This is a genomic window from Curtobacterium sp. 9128 (genome assembly GCF_900086645.1).
In the GTDB taxonomy this organism is placed as follows: Bacteria; Actinomycetota; Actinomycetes; order Actinomycetales; family Microbacteriaceae; genus Curtobacterium.
The window spans coordinates 2603749-2623768 of the sequence record NZ_LT576451.1; the positions used below are offsets into that span (position 1 = coordinate 2603749).

General features: G+C 69.4%; 15 protein-coding genes. 6 read left to right on the forward strand and 9 right to left on the reverse strand.

What is annotated here, in order from left to right; all coding sequences use genetic code 11:
- The first annotated feature begins 152 nt into the window (after positions 1-152).
- The 6 genes from tkt (at position 153) to pgl (ending at position 8506) form a co-directional block, all read left to right on the forward strand.
- Positions 153-2246: a transketolase gene (gene tkt, locus QK288_RS12570; RefSeq protein WP_281264645.1), complete on the forward strand. Its 2094-nt coding sequence runs from the start codon at positions 153-155 to the stop codon at positions 2244-2246.
- A 153-nt stretch (positions 2247-2399) separates the two neighbouring features.
- The gene (gene tal, locus QK288_RS12575; RefSeq protein WP_281264646.1) at positions 2400-3515 is read left to right on the forward strand and encodes a transaldolase; all 1116 of its coding nucleotides are present in this window, start codon (positions 2400-2402) and stop codon (positions 3513-3515) included.
- Positions 3516-5123 carry a glucose-6-phosphate isomerase gene (locus tag QK288_RS12580; RefSeq protein WP_281264647.1) on the forward strand — a complete coding sequence of 536 codons (1608 nt, stop codon included), beginning with the start codon at positions 3516-3518 and terminating at the stop codon, positions 5121-5123.
- Between the two features lie 23 nt (positions 5124-5146).
- Positions 5147-6685 carry a glucose-6-phosphate dehydrogenase gene (gene zwf / locus QK288_RS12585; RefSeq protein WP_281264648.1) on the forward strand — a complete coding sequence of 513 codons (1539 nt, stop codon included), beginning with the start codon at positions 5147-5149 and terminating at the stop codon, positions 6683-6685.
- Positions 6682-7626: a glucose-6-phosphate dehydrogenase assembly protein OpcA gene (locus QK288_RS12590; RefSeq protein ID WP_281264649.1), complete on the forward strand. Its 945-nt coding sequence runs from the start codon at positions 6682-6684 to the stop codon at positions 7624-7626. Before zwf ends, QK288_RS12590 begins: the two co-directional genes overlap by 4 nt.
- A gap of 109 nt (positions 7627-7735) precedes the next feature.
- Positions 7736-8506: a 6-phosphogluconolactonase gene (pgl, locus tag QK288_RS12595; protein WP_281264650.1), complete on the forward strand. Its 771-nt coding sequence runs from the start codon at positions 7736-7738 to the stop codon at positions 8504-8506.
- A gap of 426 nt (positions 8507-8932) precedes the next feature.
- Here the strand turns inward: pgl and QK288_RS12600 are convergent, their stop codons facing one another.
- From QK288_RS12600 to uvrA, 9 genes are all read right to left on the reverse strand, one after another.
- The gene (locus QK288_RS12600) at positions 8933-9292 is read right to left on the reverse strand and encodes an RNA polymerase-binding protein RbpA (RefSeq protein ID WP_281264651.1); all 360 of its coding nucleotides are present in this window, start codon (positions 9290-9292) and stop codon (positions 8933-8935) included.
- A 3-nt stretch (positions 9293-9295) separates the two neighbouring features.
- Positions 9296-9547, reverse strand: a complete 252-nt coding sequence (secG, locus tag QK288_RS12605; protein ID WP_056124375.1) for a preprotein translocase subunit SecG — start codon at positions 9545-9547, stop codon at positions 9296-9298.
- A gap of 80 nt (positions 9548-9627) precedes the next feature.
- The gene (tpiA, locus tag QK288_RS12610) at positions 9628-10416 is read right to left on the reverse strand and encodes a triose-phosphate isomerase (RefSeq protein WP_281264652.1); all 789 of its coding nucleotides are present in this window, start codon (positions 10414-10416) and stop codon (positions 9628-9630) included.
- Positions 10404-11621, reverse strand: coding sequence for a phosphoglycerate kinase (locus tag QK288_RS12615; RefSeq protein WP_281264653.1), 1218 nt, complete (start codon positions 11619-11621; stop codon positions 10404-10406). Before QK288_RS12615 ends, tpiA begins: the two co-directional genes overlap by 13 nt.
- Positions 11622-11623: 2 nt before the next feature.
- Positions 11624-12628 carry a type I glyceraldehyde-3-phosphate dehydrogenase gene (gap, locus tag QK288_RS12620; RefSeq protein ID WP_281264654.1) on the reverse strand — a complete coding sequence of 335 codons (1005 nt, stop codon included), beginning with the start codon at positions 12626-12628 and terminating at the stop codon, positions 11624-11626.
- A gap of 188 nt (positions 12629-12816) precedes the next feature.
- Positions 12817-13797, reverse strand: coding sequence for a DNA-binding protein WhiA (whiA, locus tag QK288_RS12625; protein ID WP_281264655.1), 981 nt, complete (start codon positions 13795-13797; stop codon positions 12817-12819).
- Positions 13798-13875: 78 nt separating this feature from the next.
- Positions 13876-14763: an RNase adapter RapZ gene (gene rapZ, locus QK288_RS12630; protein WP_281264656.1), complete on the reverse strand. Its 888-nt coding sequence runs from the start codon at positions 14761-14763 to the stop codon at positions 13876-13878.
- Between the two features lie 151 nt (positions 14764-14914).
- Entirely contained in the window at positions 14915-16957 is a 2043-nt protein-coding gene (gene uvrC, locus QK288_RS12635) for an excinuclease ABC subunit UvrC (RefSeq protein ID WP_281264657.1), read from the reverse strand.
- Positions 16958-20017 (reverse strand): excinuclease ABC subunit UvrA, encoded by a 3060-nt coding sequence (gene uvrA / locus QK288_RS12640; protein ID WP_281264658.1) that lies wholly within the window; start codon positions 20015-20017, stop codon positions 16958-16960.
- Positions 20018-20020 lie beyond the last annotated feature (3 nt).

A 20020-nucleotide genomic window follows, 5' to 3' on the forward strand; every position in this document is an offset into this window, starting at 1 on the left:
GCCCTCCCGCAGTGTGCCCCGACGAAGCCGGCCGCGAAAATGCGCCGGTCGGCCGCCGGTGACGGCGACACGACGGAGCCCCGGGATGGGAACCATGTCCGTGCGATGGCACGAGCCCTCGCACATGTCGCTACAGAAGGGTCAACATCCAAGTGGCTGAATTCACCTGGGACGCCATCGACCGGAAGGCTGTCGACACGGCCCGCGTTCTCGCCGCCGATGCGGTCGAGGCCGCCGGCAACGGTCACCCCGGCACCGCGATGAGCCTCGCGCCGCTCGCACACCTCCTCTTCCAGAAGGTGATGCACCGCGACCCGAGCGACTCCACGTGGATCGGCCGTGACCGGTTCATCCTCTCCGCTGGACACGCATCGATCCTCCAGTACGTGCAGTTCTACCTGCACGGCTACGGCCTCGAGCTCGAGGACCTCCAGCACCTCCGCAAGTGGGGCTCCAAGACCCCGGGTCACCCGGAGTACGGCCACACCGACGGTGTCGAGATCACCACCGGCCCGCTCGGCCAGGGCCTCGCGTCCGCCGTGGGCTTCGGGTACGCGCAGCGCTACGAGCGCGGCCTCTTCGACGCAGAAGCCGGCGAGGGCCAGTCGCCCTTCGACCACTTCACCTACGTGATCGCCGGTGACGGCGACATGCAGGAGGGCGTCACCAACGAGGCAGCGAGCCTCGCGGGCCGTCAGCAGCTCGGTCGCCTGGTCGTCTTCTACGACTCGAACCAGATCTCGATCGAGGACGACACCGACATCTCCTTCTCGGAGAGCGTCCCGGACCGCTACGAGGCCCTCGGCTGGCACGTCCAGACCGTCGACTGGAAGAAGACCGGCGAGTACACCGAGGACGTCGAGTCCCTGTACGCCGCGATCGAGGCCGCCAAGGCGGAGTCGACCAAGCCGTCGCTCATCGTCCTGAAGACGATCATCGGCTGGCCGTCGCCGACGAAGCAGAACTCCGGCAAGATCCACGGCTCCGCGCTCGGCGCCGAGGAGATCAAGGGCCTCAAGGAGGTCCTCGGCTTCGACCCCGAGCAGACCTTCCACGTCGACCCCGAGGTCCTCGAGTACACCCGTGGCGCGATCGCCAAGGGCCAGGCCCAGCACGCCGAGTGGCAGAAGACCTTCGACGCGTGGGCCGAGTCTCACCCGGAGCAGAAGGAACTGTTCGACCGCGTCATGTCGAAGACCCTCCCCGAGGGCCTCGAGGCAGCGCTGCCGGAGTTCCCGACCGACAAGGCCGTCTCCACCCGCGCCGCGTCCGGCAAGGTCATCAACGCCATCGCGCCGCTGATGCCCGAGTTCTGGGGCGGTTCCGCGGACCTCGCGGAGTCGAACCTCACCACGATCGAGGGCGCCAAGTCCTTCGGCCCGCTCGACGCGGCCACCAAGGCCTGGAGCACCGACCCGTACGGCCGCGTGCTGCACTTCGGCATCCGTGAGCACGCGATGGGCTCGATCCTGTCCGGCATCGTCCTGCACGGGAACACCCGCCCCTTCGGCGGCACGTTCCTCATCTTCAGCGACTACATGCGCCCGGCCGTCCGTCTCGCCGCGCTCATGCAGGCGCCGGCGATCTACGTCTGGACACACGACTCCGTCGCCCTCGGTGAGGACGGCCCGACGCACCAGCCGATCGAGCAGCTCTCCGCACTGCGCGCGATCCCGGGTCTCGACGTCGTCCGTCCGGCCGACGCCAACGAGGTCGCGTACGCGTGGCTCGAGATGCTGGGGCACCAGGACCGCCCGGCCGGCATCGCGCTGAGCCGCCAGAACCTCCCCGTCTTCGAGCGTGGCGACGGTGACGCGTCCGGCGAGGTCTTCGCCTCCGCGAAGAACGTCGGCAAGGGCGCGTACGTCCTGGCCGAGGCGCCGAACGGCACCCCGGACGTCATCCTCATCGCGACCGGCTCCGAGGTGCAGATCGCGGTCGAGGCCCGTGAGCAGCTCAAGGCCGAGGGCATCAACGCCCGCGTCGTGAGCGCCCCGTCGCTCGAGTGGTTCCGCGCCCAGAGCGAGAACTACCAGGACCAGGTCCTGCCGAAGGACGTCACCGCGCGTGTCTCGGTCGAGGCCGGGATCGCGATGAGCTGGCGCGACATCGTCGGCGACAAGGGCCGCAGCGTCTCGATCGAGCACTTCGGTGCGTCGGCCGACTACCAGACGCTCTTCAAGGAGTTCGGCTTCACGACGGAGCACGTCGTGGCCGCCGCGAAGGAATCCATCGCGGCTTCCTGACCCTGATGGGCCGGGTCCGGTTCGCCGGATCCGGCCCTTCTTCCGGGAGGCCCGGCTCGGCTCCGCCAGTCGCCTCCCGGCCCCACACCACGACACCAGGGCCCGCATCACCTCCGCGACGCGGGCCGGTCGACGAAAGAAGAAGAGAAACACATGGCTGACACCACCCCCACCGCCGAGCTCTCCGCCGTCGGCGTGAGCATCTGGCTCGACGACCTCTCCCGCGAGCTCCTCGAGACCGGCCGTCTCGACGGCCTCATCGAGGACCGCAACGTCGTCGGCGTGACCACCAACCCGACGATCTTCGCGTCGGCACTCGCCAAGGGCGAGCGCTACGACTCGCAGGTCAAGGAGCTCGCCGCCGCTGGCACCGAGGTCACCGACGCGATCTTCGAGATCACCACGCAGGACGTCGCGAACGCGTCGGATCGCTTCAAGGCGATCTACGACGACACCAAGGGCTTCGACGGCCGCGTCTCGATCGAGGTCGAGCCGGGCCTCGCCCACGACACCGCGAAGACCATCGAGCAGGCCAAGTTCCTGTACGAGAAGGTCGGCCGCGAGAACGTCCTCATCAAGATCCCCGCGACGCTCGAGGGCCTCGAGGCGATCACCGAGGTCATCGGCGCCGGCATCTCCGTCAACGTCACCCTGATCTTCTCGCTCGAGCGCTACCGCGCCGTCATCGACGCCTACCTCGGTGGCCTCGAGAAGGCGAAGGCCGCTGGCCACGACCTCTCGAAGATCCACTCGGTCGCCTCGTTCTTCGTGTCGCGCGTCGACACCGAGATCGACAAGCGTCTCGACGCGATCGGCTCGGACGAGGCGAAGGCCCTCAAGTCCAAGGCCGGCGTCGCCAACGCGCAGCTCGCCTACCAGGTCTGGGAGCAGGCGTTCGACTCCGAGCGCGCCAAGGGCCTCCTCGAGGCCGGTGCCAACACGCAGCGTCCGCTGTGGGCCTCGACCGGTGTCAAGGACCCGTCGCTCTCCGACACGCTCTACGTGACCGAGCTCGCCGCCCCGCACACGGTCAACACCATGCCGGGCAAGACCCTCGAGGCCACGTTCGACCACGGCCAGGTCCACGGTGACGCGATCTCCGGCTCCTACGACGCCGCCAACGGCGTCATGGACCAGCTCGCCGCCGTCGGCATCGACTACGACGACGTCGTCGCGCTCCTCGAGAAGGAGGGCGTCGACAAGTTCATCGTGTCCTGGGGTGAGCTCGTCGAGACCGTCAAGACCGCTCTCGAGAACGCCAGCAAGTAAGTGACGGTCTCCATCGCAGCCACCGGTGACGCCGCGCGGGCCATCGACCTGATGGTCCCGCAGCTCGTCGCCGACCTGGTCGCGTCGGGGATCACCGCGGAGGACCCCGAGCTCTGGGGTCCGGCAGCCGAGGCCGAGGCGTCCAAGCGCCTCGGATGGGTGGAGGCCGTCTCGGTCTCCACCCCCCTCGTGGCGCAGATCGAGGCCCTGCGCGACTCCCTCCGTGCCGAGGGAGTCGACCACGTCGTGCTCGCCGGCATGGGGGGATCGTCGCTCGCTCCTGAGGTCATCACGCGGACGTACGGCGTCCCGCTGACGATCCTCGACTCGACGAACCCGGCACAGGTCCGGGCCGCGGTGGAGCACGACCTCGAGCGCACCGTCCTCGTCGTCTCGTCGAAGTCCGGTTCCACGATCGAGACCGACGCTCAGCGCCGCGTGTACGAGCAGGCGTTCCGCGATGCCGGGATCGACCCGGCGCAGCGCATCGTCGTCGTCACCGACCCGGGTTCGCCGCTCGAGGCGTCCGCTCGCGACGCCGGCTACCGGGTGTTCACCGCCGACCCGAACGTCGGCGGCCGGTTCTCCGCACTCACCGCGTTCGGCCTCGTGCCGTCCGGTCTGGCCGGAGCGGACATCCAGGAGCTCCTCGACGAGGCCGACGCCATCTCGGCGCTCCTCGCCGTCGACACCGACGAGAACCCCGGGCTCGTGCTCGGCGCGGTCCTCATGAGCGTCGATCCGAAGGTGTCGAAGATCGGCATCGTCCCGGACGGCACCCACATCGTCGGGTTCGGCGACTGGATCGAACAGCTCCTCGCCGAGTCCACCGGCAAGGACGGGCTCGGGCTCCTGCCCGTCGTCCTCACCCCGGACTCCCCCGAGGTCACGAGCGTTCCGGCGGACATGCAGATCATCCGCATCGTCGGGTCGCGCGGGGCCGAACGCCACGTGGCTCCGAACGAGGCCGAGATCGACGGCACGCTCGGCGGCCAGATCCTGGTCTGGGAGTACGCGGTCGCAGTGGCCGGTCGCCTCATGGGGATCAACCCCTTCGACCAGCCCGACGTCGAGGCCGCCAAGGTCGCCGCGCGAGCCCTGCTCGACGGCGGAGCCGGCGACGGCTCCCCGCGACCGGAACCCGCCTTCGAGGAAGCGGGCACGGCGGTGACGGCGACCGGCTCCGAACCGGGCACCACCATCGCCCAGGCCGTGACGGGCCTCCTGTCCGGTCTCGGCGACCACGGCTACGTCGCCGTCCAGGCGTACGTCGACCGCACGACGAGCCAGTCCCTCGAACCGATCCGCGACCTGCTCGCGGCGCGCACCGGCCGCCCCGTCACCTTCGGGTACGGCCCCCGGTTCCTCCACTCGACCGGGCAGTACCACAAGGGCGGTCCCGCGAACGGCGCGTTCCTGCAGATCGTCTCCGACGACCAGGCAGACCTCGACGTCCCCGGCCGCCCCTTCACCTTCGGCCAGCTCATCCGGGCGCAGGCAGCGGGGGACGCCAGCGTCCTCGCGCAGCACGGGCGCCCGGTCCTGACCCTGTCGACGCGGGACGTTCCCGCGCTCGCACAGGCGCTCACGGCCGCAGTACGTTCCTGACACCAAAAGGAGTTCACCGACACATGTCACCGGTGGCGATCACCCCGGAGCACAACCCGCTCCGGCTGCCCACGGATCGTCGACTGAACCGCATCGCGGGTCCCAGTACCCTCATCATCTTCGGCGTGACGGGCGACCTGTCCCGCAAGAAGCTGATGCCCGCGGTGTACGACCTCGCGAACCGGGGGCTCCTGCCTCCTGGATTCGCGCTGGTCGGGTTCGCTCGACGTGACTGGGAGGACCAAGACTTCTCCCAGCTCGTCCACGACGCGGTCAAGGAGCACTCGCGTACTCCCTTCGACGAGGACGTCTGGCGGCAGCTCGAACAGGGCATCCGCTTCGTCCAGGGGTCCTTCGACGACCCCGACGCGTTCGTCCAGCTCAAGGAGACGGTCGACGCACTCGACGCCGAACGCGGGACGCTCGGCAACCACGCGTTCTACCTCTCGATCCCCCCGAAGATGTTCCCGGTCGTCACCGAGCAGCTGAAGCTGTCCGGCCTGACCGAGAAGCGGGACGGTTCCTGGAGTCGCGTCGTGGTGGAGAAGCCGTTCGGCTCCGACCTCCGTACCGCGCGCGAGCTGAACGCGATCGTCGAGAGCGTCTTCGCTCCCGATGACGTGTTCCGCATCGACCACTACCTCGGCAAGGAGACGGTCCAGAACCTCCTGACGCTGCGGTTCGCGAACCAGATGTACGAACCCATCTGGAACTCGAACTACGTCGACCACGTGCAGATCACGATGGCCGAGGACATCGGCGTCGCCGGACGTGCCGCGTACTACGACGGCATCGGCGCTGCGCGCGACGTCATCCAGAACCACCTGCTCCAGCTCCTCGCACTCACCGCGATGGAAGAGCCCGTCTCGTTCAAGGCCGGTCACCTCCGCGCCGAGAAGGAGAAGGTGCTCTCCGCGGTGGAGCTCCCGGACGACCTGTCGACCGCCACCGCCCGCGGGCAGTACGCCGGCGGCTGGCAGGGCGGCGAGAAGGTCCTCGGCTTCCTCGAAGAAGCGGGGATGAACCCGGAGTCCGGCACGGAGACGTTCGCGGCCATCAAGCTGAACATCGCCACGCGTCGGTGGCAGGGCGTCCCGTTCTACCTGCGCGCCGGCAAGCGCCTCGGCCGCCGCGTCACGGAGATCGCGATCGTGTTCAAGCGCGTCCCCGAGGACGTGTTCGGCATCCCGCAGTCCCCGCTCGGCCAGAACGCACTCGTCATCCGCGTCCAGCCGGACGAGGGCGTGACGCTGCGCTTCGGGTCGAAGGTCCCGGGCGTCGGCACCCAGGTGCGCGACGTGACGATGGACTTCGGCTACGGCCACGCGTTCACCGAGGCATCGCCGGAGGCGTACGAGCGACTCATCCTCGACGTGCTCCTCGGTGACCCGCCGCTCTTCCCGCGGCACCAGGAGGTCGAGCTGTCCTGGAAGATCCTCGACCCGATCGAGGAGTTCTGGGCCACGCAGGGCCAGCCCGAGCAGTACCGTCCCGGCACGTGGGGTCCGGCTTCGGCCGACGACCTGCTCGCCCGCGACGGCCGGACCTGGAGGCGTCCATGAAGATCGATCTGCCGAACACCACGGTCTCGAAGATCCAGAAGACCCTGGTCCACATCCGCGAAGAGGGCGGCGCCGTCGCACTCGGCCGTGTCCTGACGCTCATCATCTCGACGGCTCTCGGCCACGAGGAAGAGGCGATCGCGGCCGCGAACGAGGCATCGCGCGAGCACCCGATGCGCGTGATCATCGTGTCGAAGAACGACGGCGACATCCACTCGCCCGGTCGCCTCGACGCCCAGATCCGCGTGGGGAGCGACGCCGGCGCGAGCGAGGTCATCGTGCTCCGTGCCTACGGCGAGACGGCCACCGACGAGGAGAGCCTGGTCACCGGCCTCCTGCTGCCGGACGCGCCCGTCGTCGCCTGGTGGCCCGGCATCGCGCCGTCGAAGCCGTCCGAGTCCTCGCTCGGTCGCATCGCGCAGCGCCGGATCACGGATGCCGCTGCCCAGAAGGACCCGAGCATCGCGATCGCGGCGCTCGGAGCGTCCTACGTGCCGGGTGACACCGACTTCGCGTGGACCCGCTTGACCCTGTGGCGGAACCAGCTCGCCGCGGCGCTCGACCAGCCGCCGTACGAGCCGATCACCGGCGTCGAGGTCTCGGGGGCGAGCGACAGCCCGTCGACGATCCTCCTCGCCGCGTGGCTGCGGCTGCAGCTCCAGGTGCCCGTGTCCGTCGTCACGTCGCCGCGCGCGACCGGGTCGAGCGGCATCCACGGCGTCTCCCTGGTGCGCGAGAGCGGGACGATCGAGCTCGAGCGTTCCCTGGTCGACGTCGCGACCCTGTCGATGCCCGGCCAGCCGACGCACGATCTGTCCCTGCCACGCCGCAACCTGCGCGACTGCCTGGCCGAGGAACTCCGTAGACTCGACCCAGACGTCCTCTTCGGGGACGTCGTCAAGCACGGGGTGGCCCAGCTCCGCGATTCCGTCGCGGGCTGATCAGCTCCACAGCGGTCCGGTCGGTCTGCCGCCGTCGTCACGACGGGGACCGGCCGGCCGGACCGACGGCGGTCACATCGGGTGGCCGCACCACGAACACGGGAGTCACGTGACCAACGAACGGCGGGTGCTGGTGCACCCGGACAAGCAGGCCCTCGGCGCCTCCGTCGCCGCACGGTTCATCACGAAGATCATCGACGTGCTCGACGAGCAGGAGCGTGCCGACATCGCGATCAGCGGTGGTTCGGTGTCGTCCCTGGTCCTCGCGGCCATCGGTCAGTCCCCGGCGCGCGAGAGCGTCGACTGGTCGAAGGTGCACGTGTGGTGGGTCGACGAGCGCTGGGTGCCGGAGGGTGACGCGGACCGCAACATCACCGGCACGCAGACGGACTTCTTCGACCACGTCGCGATCCCGGCGGAGAACATCCACCCGATGGCGGCATCGGACGCCGGCCTGACCATCGACGAAGCGGCGACGCAGTACGAGCGCGAGCTCCAGGCTGCTGCGCCAGACTCGGCCGTCGCGCCGAAGTTCGACATCACGTTGCTCGGCGTCGGCCCGGACGGGCACACGGCGTCGCTCTTCCCGGAGTTCCCGCAGCTCACCGTCACCGACCGCGTCGTGCTGTCGGTCGACGACTCCCCCAAGCCGCCGCCGCAGCGGCTCACCCTGACCTACCCGGCGATCAACGCGTCGCAGCGGGTCTGGGTGATCCTCTCCGGTGCCGAGAAGGCGTCCGTGCTCGGACTCGCCCTCGCCGGCGCCTCGGTGGACGAGGTCCCCGTCGGTGGCGTGCAGGGCCGCAAGCGCACGGTGTTCTTCGTGGACCAGGACGCCGCACGTGACGTCCCGGAGAACCTCATCGCGTCGACGTACTGACGCGCGCACTTCCGGACGGGAGGCACGGTGCCAGCTGGCACCGTGCCTCCCGTCTTCCGTGTGGTGCGGGATGCCGCGACGCGGGCCGCGCCGGCATGCGGGCCATGCCGGCACGCGGGCCGTGCCGGCACGCGGGCCGTGCCGGCACGCGGGCCGTGCCGGCACGCAGAGGTGCCGGGTGGCAGGCCCGCCGACCGGTCACAACACCCCGCTCACGTCCGCCGAGCGGTCACGAACAGTCGCTCGACGAGGCCCCGAGCGACACGTTCCGACCGGTCGGCGGCGCACGGGCGGGGTGTTGTGACCACTCGCAGAGCCTCGCAGAGCCTCGCAGAGCCTCGCAGAGCCTCGCAGAGCCTCGCGAGCGTGCTGCGACACGACGAAGGCCCCCGCACCGGAGTGCGGGGGCCTTCGTGACGTCTGGTGCTACTTCGCGGTACCGCGACGCTGCCGGAGCTGCTGGAGCGCGTCCTCGAGGAGCTGCTCGGCTTCCTCTTCGGTGCGGCGTTCCTTCACGTACGCGAGGTGGGTCTTGTACGGCTCGGTCTTCGTGACCTGCGGCGGGTTCTCCTTGTCACGACCGGCCGGGAGCCCGGTGGACGGCGAGTCGACCGTCTCGGGGATCTCCTCGTCCGGCAGGGTGGCGGAGAAGTACCGCACGACCTCGTTGCCGAGGGCGTCCCAGTACGAGATCGCCACACGCTCTGCCTGGACCCCGCGGTCCTGCTCCCCCATCGGGCCCGCGCCGACGCGCGAACCCCGGATTGCACTGCCTCCGGTTGCCATGGATCAGCTCCCCGCCGTGAACTTGTTGATGAGCCCGAGCACGATGATCGACACGATCCAGAGGAGACCGAGGATCACCGTGATCCGGTTGAGGTTGCGCTCGGCCACGCCGGACGCCCCGAGGTTGCTCGTCACACCACCGCCGAACATGTCGGAGAGACCGCCACCGCGGCCCTTGTGCAGGAGGATGAGAAGCGTGAGCAGGAGACTCGTGATAGCGAGGAGCACCTGCAGCACGACGGAGAGAATCGCCACGACGTACCTTTCGTGTCAGTCAGCCGTACGAGTATACCGGCCGAGCTGGGCTCGGCCGGTACCCCGGACGGAACGGTGTGTCAGAGGCCGACGTGCTGGCGGAAGCGCGCGATGGCCGCGAACTCCTGGACGTCGAGCGACGCCCCACCGACGAGCGCGCCGTCGACGTCGGGCTCGCGCAGGAAGCCCGCGATGTTGCCCGACTTCACGGAGCCGCCGTAGAGCACGCGGGTCTCGGCAGCAGCCTCGTCGCCCCACGCCGCGGCGATCCCGCGACGGAGTGCTGCGCATTCGTCCTGCGCCTGCTCTGCGGTGGCCGCCTGGCCGGAGCCGATCGCCCAGACCGGCTCGTACGCGACGACGATCTCGGACGGCTTGACCGCGTCGAGCACGACCTGGAGCTGCTCGACCGGCACGACACCGGCTCCGCGGCTCTCGCGCTGCTCGCCGGTCTCGCCGACGCAGACGACCGGCACGAGTCCGTGCTTGACGGCGGCGGCGGTCTTCGCCGCGACGATCTCGTCGGTCTCACCGTGGACGGTGCGACGTTCGGAGTGCCCGACGATCACGTACGCGGCGTCGAGGGCAGCGAGGAACGCGCCGGAGACGTCGCCCGTGTAGGCGCCGGAGTCGTGCTGGGAGAGGTCCTGCGCACCGAAGCGGATCGGGAGCTTGTCCGCCGAGATGAGCGTCTGCACGCTGCGGAGGTCCGTGAAGGGCGGGAACACCGCGACCTCGACGTCGTCGAAGTCGTGGCGAGCGTCCTTCAGCGTCCACGCGAGCTTCTGCACGGTGGCGATGGCCTGGAGGTGATCCAGGTTCATCTTCCAGTTGCCCGCAATGAAAGGAGTACGCGTCATCGGGCCCACCCCAGTGCTTCGAGACCGGGGAGCGACTTGCCCTCGAGGAACTCGAGGCTCGCACCGCCGCCGGTCGAGATGTGCCCGAACTGGTCGTCCGAGAACCCGAGGGACCGGACGGCAGCAGCGGAGTCGCCACCGCCGACGACCCCGAGCCCGTCGACCTCGGTGAGCGCCTGCGCGACGGTCTTCGTGCCCGCGGCGAAGGCCGGGAACTCGAACACGCCCATCGGCCCGTTCCAGAACACGGTCTTCGAACCGGACACCGCCGACGCGAACCGCGCCGCCGTCTCCGGGCCGATGTCGAGACCGATGCCGTCGGCACCGAACGAGGAGGACTCGATGGCATCGGCGGCGACCGTCTCGTGGTCGGCGTCTGCGGAAAAGCCGGACGCCACGACGACGTCGGTCGGCAGGTCGATCGTCACGCCCAGCTCGTCGGCCTTGGTCAGGTAGGAGCGCACGACGTCGAGCTGGTCCTGCTCGAGCAGGGACTTGGCGACACCGTGGCCCTGCGCCGCGAGGAAGGTGAAGAGCATCCCACCACCGATGCACAGCGTGTCCACCTGCGGGAGCAGGTGGTCGATCACGCCGAGCTTGTCGCTGACCTTCGAGCCGCCGAGCACCACCGTGTAGGGGCGCTCCGGGTTCGTGGTCAGACGCTCGAGCACGCGGAGTTCGGTCTCGATGAGCTCACCGGCTGCCGAGGGCAGCGCAGAGGCGAGCTCGTACACGGAGGCCTGCTTGCGGTGCACGACGCCGAAGCCGTCCGACACGAAGGCGTCGGCCATGGCGGCGATGCGGTCCGCGAAGCCACCGCGCACGGCGGCGTCCTTCGAGGTCTCCTCCGGGTTGAAGCGGAGGTTCTCGAGCAGCAGGACGTCGCCGTCCCCGAGGGCCTCAGCGGCCGCGGTGGCGTCGTCGCCGACGGTCTCACCGACGAACGTCACCTCTTTCCCGAGCAGCTCGGAGAGGCGCTGGGCCACCGGGGCCAGCGAGTACTCCGGCGCCGGCGACCCATCGGGACGGCCGAGGTGGGAGATGACGATGACGCGCGCGCCGGCGTTGATGAGCGTGTCGAGCGTCGCGAGCGACGCCCGCACGCGGCCGTCGTCCGTGATCACGCCGTCCTTGAGCGGGACGTTCAGGTCACAGCGGACGACGACACGCTTGCCGGCGAGGTCGCCGAGGTCCTCGAGGGTGCGGAGGGTCATGCTCAGAGTCGCTCGCCCACGAACTCGGTCAGGTCGACGAGGCGGTTCGAGTAGCCCCACTCGTTGTCGTACCACGACGTGATCTTCACGAGACCGCCGATGACCTTGGTCAGGCCGGAGTCGTAGATCGACGAGTGCGGGTCCGTGGTGATGTCGGTCGACACCAGCGGGTCCTCGCTGTACAGCAGGATGCCCTTGAGGGGTCCCTCAGCGGCCTCCTTGTAGGCGGCGTTGATCTCGTCGACGGTGACGTCGGCCTTGGTCTCGAGCGTCAGGTCGGTGATCGACCCGGTCGGGACCGGCACGCGGAGGGCGAAGCCGTCGAGCTTGCCGGCGAGCTCCGGCATGACCTGACCGATGGCCTTGGCGGCACCGGTCGAGGTCGGCACGATGTTGAGGGCAGCGGCGCGGGCGCGACGCGGGTCCTTGTGCGGGCCGTCCTGGAGGTTCTGGTCGGCGGTGTAGGCGTGGACCGTGGTCATGAGACCGCGCTCGATCCCGAACTTGTCGTTGAACACCTTGGCGAGCGGCGCGAGGCTGTTCGTGGTGCACGAGGCGTTCGAGATGATGTTGTGGTTCGCCGGGTCGTACTGGTCCTCGTTCACACCGAGCACGATGGTGACGTCGTCACCCGTGGCCGGGGCGGAGATGATGACCTTCTTGGCGCCGGCGTCGATGTGCTTCTGCGCGTCGGCGGCCTTGGTGAAGAACCCGGTCGACTCGATGACGATGTCGACACCCAGCTCGCCCCATGGGAGGTTGGCGGGGTCGCGCTCCGCGAGGACCTTGATCGGCTTGCCGTCGACGACGATGTTGTCGCCGTCGAGCTCGACGGAAACGCCGAGACGGCCCGTGATGGAGTCGAACTTCAGCAGGTTCGCCAGCGCGGCGTTGTCGGTGAGGTCGTTCACCGCCACGATCTCGAGGTCGCTGCCCTTGGCGAGGGCGGCCCGGAAGAAGTTACGGCCGATGCGGCCGAAGCCGTTGATGCCGATCTTGACGGTCAATGGATCTCCTGGTGGGTGTGGAGCGCCCAGGGGGCGCTGCTTTCGGAGTCGCGAGCCCTCGTCGGGCCCGCGTGTGGTGACGATACGCCCCGTAACGTCGCCGTAACGACCCTAGCAGTCGGAGCATCAGCGCCCGCCCGTGTGACGTCCAGGAAGCGCCACGCCGGGACGGGTCGGACGAGGGGGCCTCAGGCGCCCTCGAGCTCCTCGGGGACGCTGGCCTCGGTGCCCGGGATGTCGAGTTCCGCGGCACGCTTGTCGGCCATCGCGAGGAGGCGGCGGATGCGGCCGGCGATGGCGTCCTTCGTCATGGGCGGGTCGGCGTGCTGGCCGAGTTCGTCGAGCGACGCGTCCCGGTGTGCGAGCCGCAGGGACCCGGCGTACTGCAGGTGGTCGGGGACCTCGTCGCCGAGGATCTCGAGTGCGCGCTCGACCCGTGCGCACGCTGCGACCGCGGCCTGGGCCGAGCGGCGGAGGTTCGCGTCGTCGAAGTTCACCAGGCGGTTGGCGGTCGCGCGGACCTCCCGGCGCTGGCGCATCTCCTCCCACTCGGCGGTGGTGCGCGCTGCACCCATCACCGTGAGCATCTGCCCGATGGCCTCGCCGTCGCGGATGACGACGCGGTGCACCCCGCGGACCTCACGGCCCTTCGCGGCGATCCCGAGACGCGACGCGGCTCCCACCAGGGCCATCGCCGCCTCGTTGCCGGGGCAGGTCACCTCGAGCGCTGCGGCGCGACCCGGGTCGGTCAGGGTGCCGGCTGCGAGGAACGCACCGCGCCAGATCGCGGCGAGGTCCTCGCGGTTCCCGGTGGTCAGCCGGTTCGGCAGCCCGCGGACCGGACGACGGCGGGCGTCCATCAGCCCGGTCTGGCGTGCGAGGGTCTCCCCGGCCTCGAGCACGCGGACCAGGTAGCGGGTGCCACGCCGAGCGGACGCCGAGGAGCCCACCGAGGCCTCGCTGCGGACACCGTAGAGCTCGGCGAGGTCCTTGCGGACACGGTGCACGATGATCCGGGTGTCGAGCTCGACCTCGACGGCGATGCGGCCGGAGATCACGTGCAGCCCGCCCGCGAAGCGCAGCACGGTCGCGAGCTCGGCGGCACGGACCGTGTTGCGGCCCACGACGACCCTGGCCAGTTCGTCCTTGACCTCGGCAGTCAACGGCACAGCATCATTCCTAACGTTTCTGGTGGTGGGGCTCGTCGGTCCCGGTGGCGCAGCCGTGTGGAGCGGCCGGTGGGACGGTCACTCCCGGCCGAGATCTCGGTTCTTCACACGCACGGCGACGTTGGGCATCCCACGGAGGAGACTCGCCAACTCGGCGACGATGGCGACCGAGCGGTGCTTCCCGCCGGTACAGCCGATGGCGATCGTAGCGTGTCTTTTGTTCTCGCGCTGGTAGCCGTCCAGGACGGGCTCCAGCACTGCGGCGTACCGGTCCACGAACGGACGGGCACCGGACTGGGCCAGGACGTAGTCCGAGACGGGCTCGTCGAGGCCCGTGTGCGGCCGGAGTTCCGGCACCCAGTACGGGTTCGGGAGGAACCGCACGTCGGCGACCATGTCCGCGTCCGGCGGCAGCCCGTACTTGAACCCGAAGCTCATCAGCGTCACCTGAACACCCGTGAAGCGGTCCTCGGCGAACTTCTCGATGACGGTGTTCGCGAGCTGGTGGATGTTGAGGTCCGAGGTGTCGATGATCACGTCCGACGCCTCTCGGAGACCGAGGAGTCGCTGGCGCTCACGGGCGATGCCGTCCAGCAGCGTGTCCTCGCCCTGCAGCGGGTGCGGTCGGCGGACCTGCTCGAACCGTCGGACGAGCACCTGGTCCGTCGCCTCGAGGAACAGCACGCGCACCCGTGCGGAGGTGCTCGCACGCAGCTGCTCGACGGCGGCTTCGGGGTCGGTGAAGTGCCGCCCGCCACGCACGTCGACCACCGCAGCGAGCTTCGGGATCTTCTCCCCCGCCCGGTCGGCGAGGTCGGTCAGCGGACCGAGCATCTGGGTCGGCAGGTTGTCGACGACGTACCAGTCGAGGTCCTCGAGGGCCTTGCCGACGGTCGACCTGCCCGCACCGGACATCCCGGTGACGATGAGGACGTCGTGCTGGGGCTTCGGTTCGGTGTCGGTCATCTGGGAGATGTGCTCCGTCGTCGCTGCCCGGGCGCGTCGCCAGGGCTCTCCGGGACGGCCCGGCCGGGTGGTCTCGGGTCGGTTGGGCTCGCGGACAAGGCTATCCCCCGACACGCGCGGTCCGCAGGCCGGCCTGGAGGCTCGTCACGTGTCATGCAGGCAGGTGCGGACCGTCAGCGGTCGTCTCCGGGACCTGCACCGGGCCTCCTGAGCGGGTCGCGTCCGTGTCCTGCGCACCCGGCTCCGCCGGCTGGGGCGCGCTCGTCGGCGACTCGCCGGTCGGCGTGCTCGTCGGCACCGTCGTCAGCTTCCTGACCACCGCAGCGGCGGTCGCCGGACCCACCCCGTTGACCTCGGCGATCTCGTCCGCCGTGGCGGACCGCAGCCGCGCCACCGAGCCGAAGTGCTTCAACAGCGCACTCACCCGGCTCGGCCCGAGGCCCGGGATCTCCGAGAGCTGCGTGCGGACGTCGCGCTTGCGCCGTCCCCGCTGGTGGGTGATCGCGAACCGGTGCGCCTCGTCGCGGATGCGTTGGATGAGGAAGAGCGCCTCGGAGTTTCGGGGCAGGATCACCGGGAAGTCGTCGTCCGGCAGCCAGAGTTCCTCGAGCCGCTTGGCGATGCCGACCAGCGCAATGTCGGTGACACCGGCTTCGTCCATCGCCCGCTTCGCCGCCTGGACCTGGGGCTGGCCGCCGTCGACGATGAGCAGCTGCGGGCGGTACGCGAACCGCTTCGTGGGCTTCTCCACCGCGACCACGCCGTCCGCGTTCTGGTCCGGCTGCTCGGGAAGCTCGGCGTCCTCGTCGAGGCGCGCGAGCCGACGGGTCAGCACCTGGTGCATGCTGTCGGTGTCGTCGCGGGTCTCCGCGATCGAGTACCGCCGGTACTGGTCCTTCCGGGGCAGCCCGTCCTCGAACACGACCATCGACGCCACGACGTTCGTGCCCTGCAGGTGCGAGATGTCGTAGCACTCCATCCGCAGCGGCGCCTCGGTCATGCCGAGCGCTTCCTGGATGTCGGCCAGGGCTGCAGCACGCGTGGTGTAGTCGGCCGAGCGCTTGGTCTTGTAGAGCATCAGCGCCTGCTGCGCGTTCTGCGACGCCGTCCGTGCGAGGCCGGCCCGGTCTCCGCGCTGCGCGGTGCTGAGCTTGGTCCCCCGGCCGCCGCGACGGTCGCTGAGCCACTGCTGCAGCGCGTCGGCGTCGTCGGGGAGCTCCGGGACGACGACCTCTCGGGGCGGATCGGACTCGGCCGTGCCATCGGCGTAGTTGCCCTGCACGATCTGTTCGACCAGGTCGCCCGTCGAGATGTCGAGCTCCTTGTCCACGACCCAGCCGCGGACACCGCGGATGCGACCGCCGCGGACCGAGAACAGCTGCACGGCTGCGGCGAGCTCGTCCTCGGCGATGCCGAACAGGTCGAGGTCCACCGAGTCGCGGAGCACGACGGCCGACTTCTCGAGGACGGCCTCGAGCGCCTCGACCTGGTCGCGGTACTTCGCGGCCTGCTCGTACTGCATCGCGTCGGCGGAGGCACCCATGCGCTGCCGGAGTTCGGTGATCACCCGGCGGTCGTAGCTCGCCATGAACCGGACGAACTCCTCGACCAGGGCACGGTGCTCCGCGATCGTGACCCGCTGCGAACACGGTCCGCCGCACTTGCCGATCTGCCCGGGGAAGCACGGCTTGCCGGTCTGCATCGCGCGCTTGTACGAGGAGTCGGAGCAGGTGCGGATCGGGAACACCTTGATCATCAGGTCGATCGTGTCGTGCACGGCCCAGATCTTCGGGTACGGCCCGAAGTACTTCGCGCCCTTGATCTTCCGGTTCCGCGTCACCATCACCCGTGGTGCTTCGTCCGCCATCGTGATCGCCATGTACGGGTACGACTTGTCGTCCCGGAACTTCACGTTGAACGGCGGATCGAACTCCTTGATCCACGTGTACTCGAGCTGGAGCGCCTCGATCTCGGACCCGACGGTCGTCCACTCGACGCTCTTCGCCGTGAGGACCATCCGGCGGGTGCGCTCGTGCAGCGTCGGCAGCGGCGCGAAGTAGTTGCTGAGCCGCGCCCGGAGGTTCTTCGCCTTGCCGACGTAGAGCACCCGGCCGTTGCCGTCACGCCATCGGTAGACGCCCGGATCGGTCGGGATCTCCCCCGCCTTCGGACGCCACGGGACGGTGTCCGCCACCTACCGAGCACCCGCCTTCGTGCCGCGCTTCAGCGTGCCGGTCTCCGTGACCGTGCGGGCGCCGACGGAGCGCTCCTTGCCCACGCGGGCGTCCTGCGCGTCGAAGATCTCGCGCAGGAAGACACCGGTGTGGCTCTCGGGGACGTCCGCGACGAACTCCGGGGTGCCCGTCGCCAGGACGGTGCCACCACCGGAACCACCTTCCGGACCCATGTCGATGAGCCAGTCAGCCGACTTGATGACGTCGAGGTTGTGCTCGATCGTGATCACGGTGTTGCCCTTGTCGACGAGGCCCTGCAGCACGAGCAGCAGCTTCCGGACGTCCTCGAAGTGCAGGCCCGTCGTCGGCTCGTCGAGCACGTACACGGTGCGGCCGTTGGACCGGCGCTGGAGTTCCGTCGCGAGCTTCACGCGCTGCGCCTCGCCGCCGGAGAGGGTCGTCGCACTCTGGCCGAGGCGGACGTACCCGAGACCCACGTCGACGAGGGTCGCCATGTAGCGGTGGATCGCGGAGATCGGCTCGAAGAACTCGGCCGCCTCGCTGATCGGCATGTCGAGGACCTCGGAGATGTCCTTGCCCTTGTAGTGCACCTGCAGCGTCTCGCGGTTGTACCGCGCGCCACCGCAGACTTCGCACGCGACGTAGACGTCGGGGAGGAAGTTCATCTCGATCTTGATCGTGCCGTCGCCGGAACAGTTCTCGCAGCGACCGCCCTTGACGTTGAAGCTGAAGCGACCGGGCTGGTAGCCGCGGGCCTTCGCTTCCGGGGTCTCGGCGAAGAGCTGCCGGATCCGGTCGAACACACCCGTGTAGGTCGCCGGGTTCGACCGCGGAGTGCGGCCGATCGGTGCCTGGTCGACGTGGACCACCTTGTCGAGCTGGTCGAGCCCCTTGACGCGGGTGTGCTTGCCGGCGATGTGCCGTGCGCCGTTGAGCTGGTTCGCGAGCACCTTGTAGAGGATGTCGTTCACCAGCGTCGACTTGCCGGAACCGCTGACGCCGGTCACCGCGGTGAACACCCCGAGCGGGAAGTCGACGTCGACTTCCTTGAGGTTGTTGGCGCGGGCGCCCTGCACGCTGATCACGCGCTTCTTGTTGATCTTCCGGCGCTCCGACGGCATCTCGATCATGCGACGCCCGGCGAGGTAGTCGCCCGTGATCGACTCGCGGTTCTCGATGATGCCCTCGTACGAGCCCGAGTGCACGACGTTGCCGCCGTTGACCCCGGCACCAGGACCGATGTCGACGACCCAGTCCGCCGTGCGGATCGTGTCCTCGTCGTGCTCGACGACGATGAGGGTGTTGCCGAGGTTCTTCAGCTTCACGAGCGTGTCGATCAGCCGGCGGTTGTCCCGCTGGTGCAGCCCGATGCTCGGCTCGTCGAGGACGTAGAGCACGCCCGTCAGCCCCGACCCGATCTGGGTCGCGAGCCGGATGCGCTGCGCTTCGCCACCCGACAGCGAACCGGCGCCGCGGGACAGCGTGAGGTAGTTGAGCCCGACCTCGAGCAGGAACTCGAGGCGCGCCCGGATCTCGCGCAGCACTGCCGCGGCGATGTGGGCTTCACGCTCGGTGAGGGTCAGGGTCTCCATGAACGCGTACGCGTTGTCGAGGCTGAGCTCGGTCACGTCCGCGATGCTGCGGTCCGCCACGGTCACGGCGAGGACCTCTGGCTTGAGACGGGTGCCGTCGCACACCGGGCACGGGACCTCGCGCAGGTACCCCTGGAAGCGCTGCCGCTGGGAGTCGGACTCTGCCTCGGCGAACTTGCGCTCGATGTACGGCATCACGCCTTCGAAGCCGCTGGTGTAGCGCATCTCGCGCCCGAAGCGGTTGCGCCAGGACACCGAGACCTCGAAGTCCTTGCCGGTGAGGATCGCTGCCTGCACGGACGCGTCGAGCTGGTTCCAGGGGGTGTCGAGCCGGAAGCCGAGTTCCTTGCCGAGACCGGCGAGGAGCTTCTCGAAGTACGAGTACAGCCCGCTCGTGCCGGTCCAGGGCAGGAGGACACCGTCGGCGAGCGAGGCTTCCGGGTCGCCGAGCACCAGGTCGGGGTCGACCGACATGCGCGTGCCGAGGCCGGAGCACTCCGGGCAGGCACCGAACGGGGCGTTGAACGAGAACGTCCGCGGCTCGATCTCGGTGAGCGCCAGCGGGTGGTTGTTCGGGCACGACAGGTTCTCGGAGTAGGTCCGGACCGCGCCGGGCCCTTCGTGGTCGACGAGGTCGATCGCGACCGTGCCGTTCGTCAGGCGCAGCGCCGTCTCGAGGGAGTCGGTGAGGCGGCCGAGGATGTCGTCGCTCGCCACCAGTCGGTCGACGATCACCGAGATGTCGTGCTTGACCTGCTTCTTGAGCGTGGGCGGGCTGCTCAGCTGGATCCGCTCGCCGTCGACGATCGCGCGCGAGTAGCCGGACGCCGCGAGCTCCTGGAAGAGGTCGACGAACTCGCCCTTCTTCTTGGAGACGATCGGGGCCAGGACCTGGAACCGGGTACCGGTCTCCTGGGTCATGAGCTGGTCCGCGATCTGCTGGACCGTCTGCTTGCTGATGACCTCGCCACACGTCGGGCAGTGCGGGATCCCGATGCGCGCCCAGAGCAGGCGCATGTAGTCGTAGACCTCGGTGATGGTGCCGACCGTCGACCGCGGGTTGCGGTTCGTCGACTTCTGGTCGATCGAGACCGCTGGCGACAGCCCCTCGATGAAGTCGACGTCGGGGCGGTCCACCTGCCCGAGGAACTGCCGCGCGTACGCCGAGAGCGACTCGACGTAGCGCCGCTGTCCCTCGGCGAAGATCGTGTCGAACGCCAACGAGGACTTCCCCGAACCGGACAGGCCGGTGAACACGACGAGGGAGTCGCGCGGGATCTCGAGGTCGACGTCGCGCAGGTTGTGCACGCGCGCACCACGGACGCTGAGCGTCGAGGTGTCGTGCGGTGCAGCCCCACCGGGGAGGTGCTGGTCTGCGGGCTCGAGGTCGGCCGGCTCGGTGGTGGCGGAGTCGCCGAAGGCGCTCCGGCCGGAGGTCGCGGTACCGCGGTCAGAGGTGATGGTCATCAC

Bases quoted from the DNA above. Each gene is read 5' to 3' on its own strand.
- QK288_RS12615 (WP_281264653.1), bottom strand. From the start codon at position 11,621: ATGACCCTCCGCACCCTCGAGGACCTCGGCGACCTCGCCGGCAAGCGT.
- QK288_RS12600 (WP_281264651.1), bottom strand. From the start codon at position 9,292: ATGGCAACCGGAGGCAGTGCAATCCGGGGTTCGCGCGTCGGCGCGGGC.
- tal (WP_281264646.1), top strand. From the start codon at position 2,400: ATGGCTGACACCACCCCCACCGCCGAGCTCTCCGCCGTCGGCGTGAGC.
- rapZ (WP_281264656.1), bottom strand. From the start codon at position 14,763: ATGACCGACACCGAACCGAAGCCCCAGCACGACGTCCTCATCGTCACC.
- QK288_RS12590 (WP_281264649.1), top strand. From the start codon at position 6,682: ATGAAGATCGATCTGCCGAACACCACGGTCTCGAAGATCCAGAAGACC.
- zwf (WP_281264648.1), top strand. From the start codon at position 5,147: ATGTCACCGGTGGCGATCACCCCGGAGCACAACCCGCTCCGGCTGCCC.
- uvrA (WP_281264658.1), bottom strand. From the start codon at position 20,017: ATGACCATCACCTCTGACCGCGGTACCGCGACCTCCGGCCGGAGCGCC.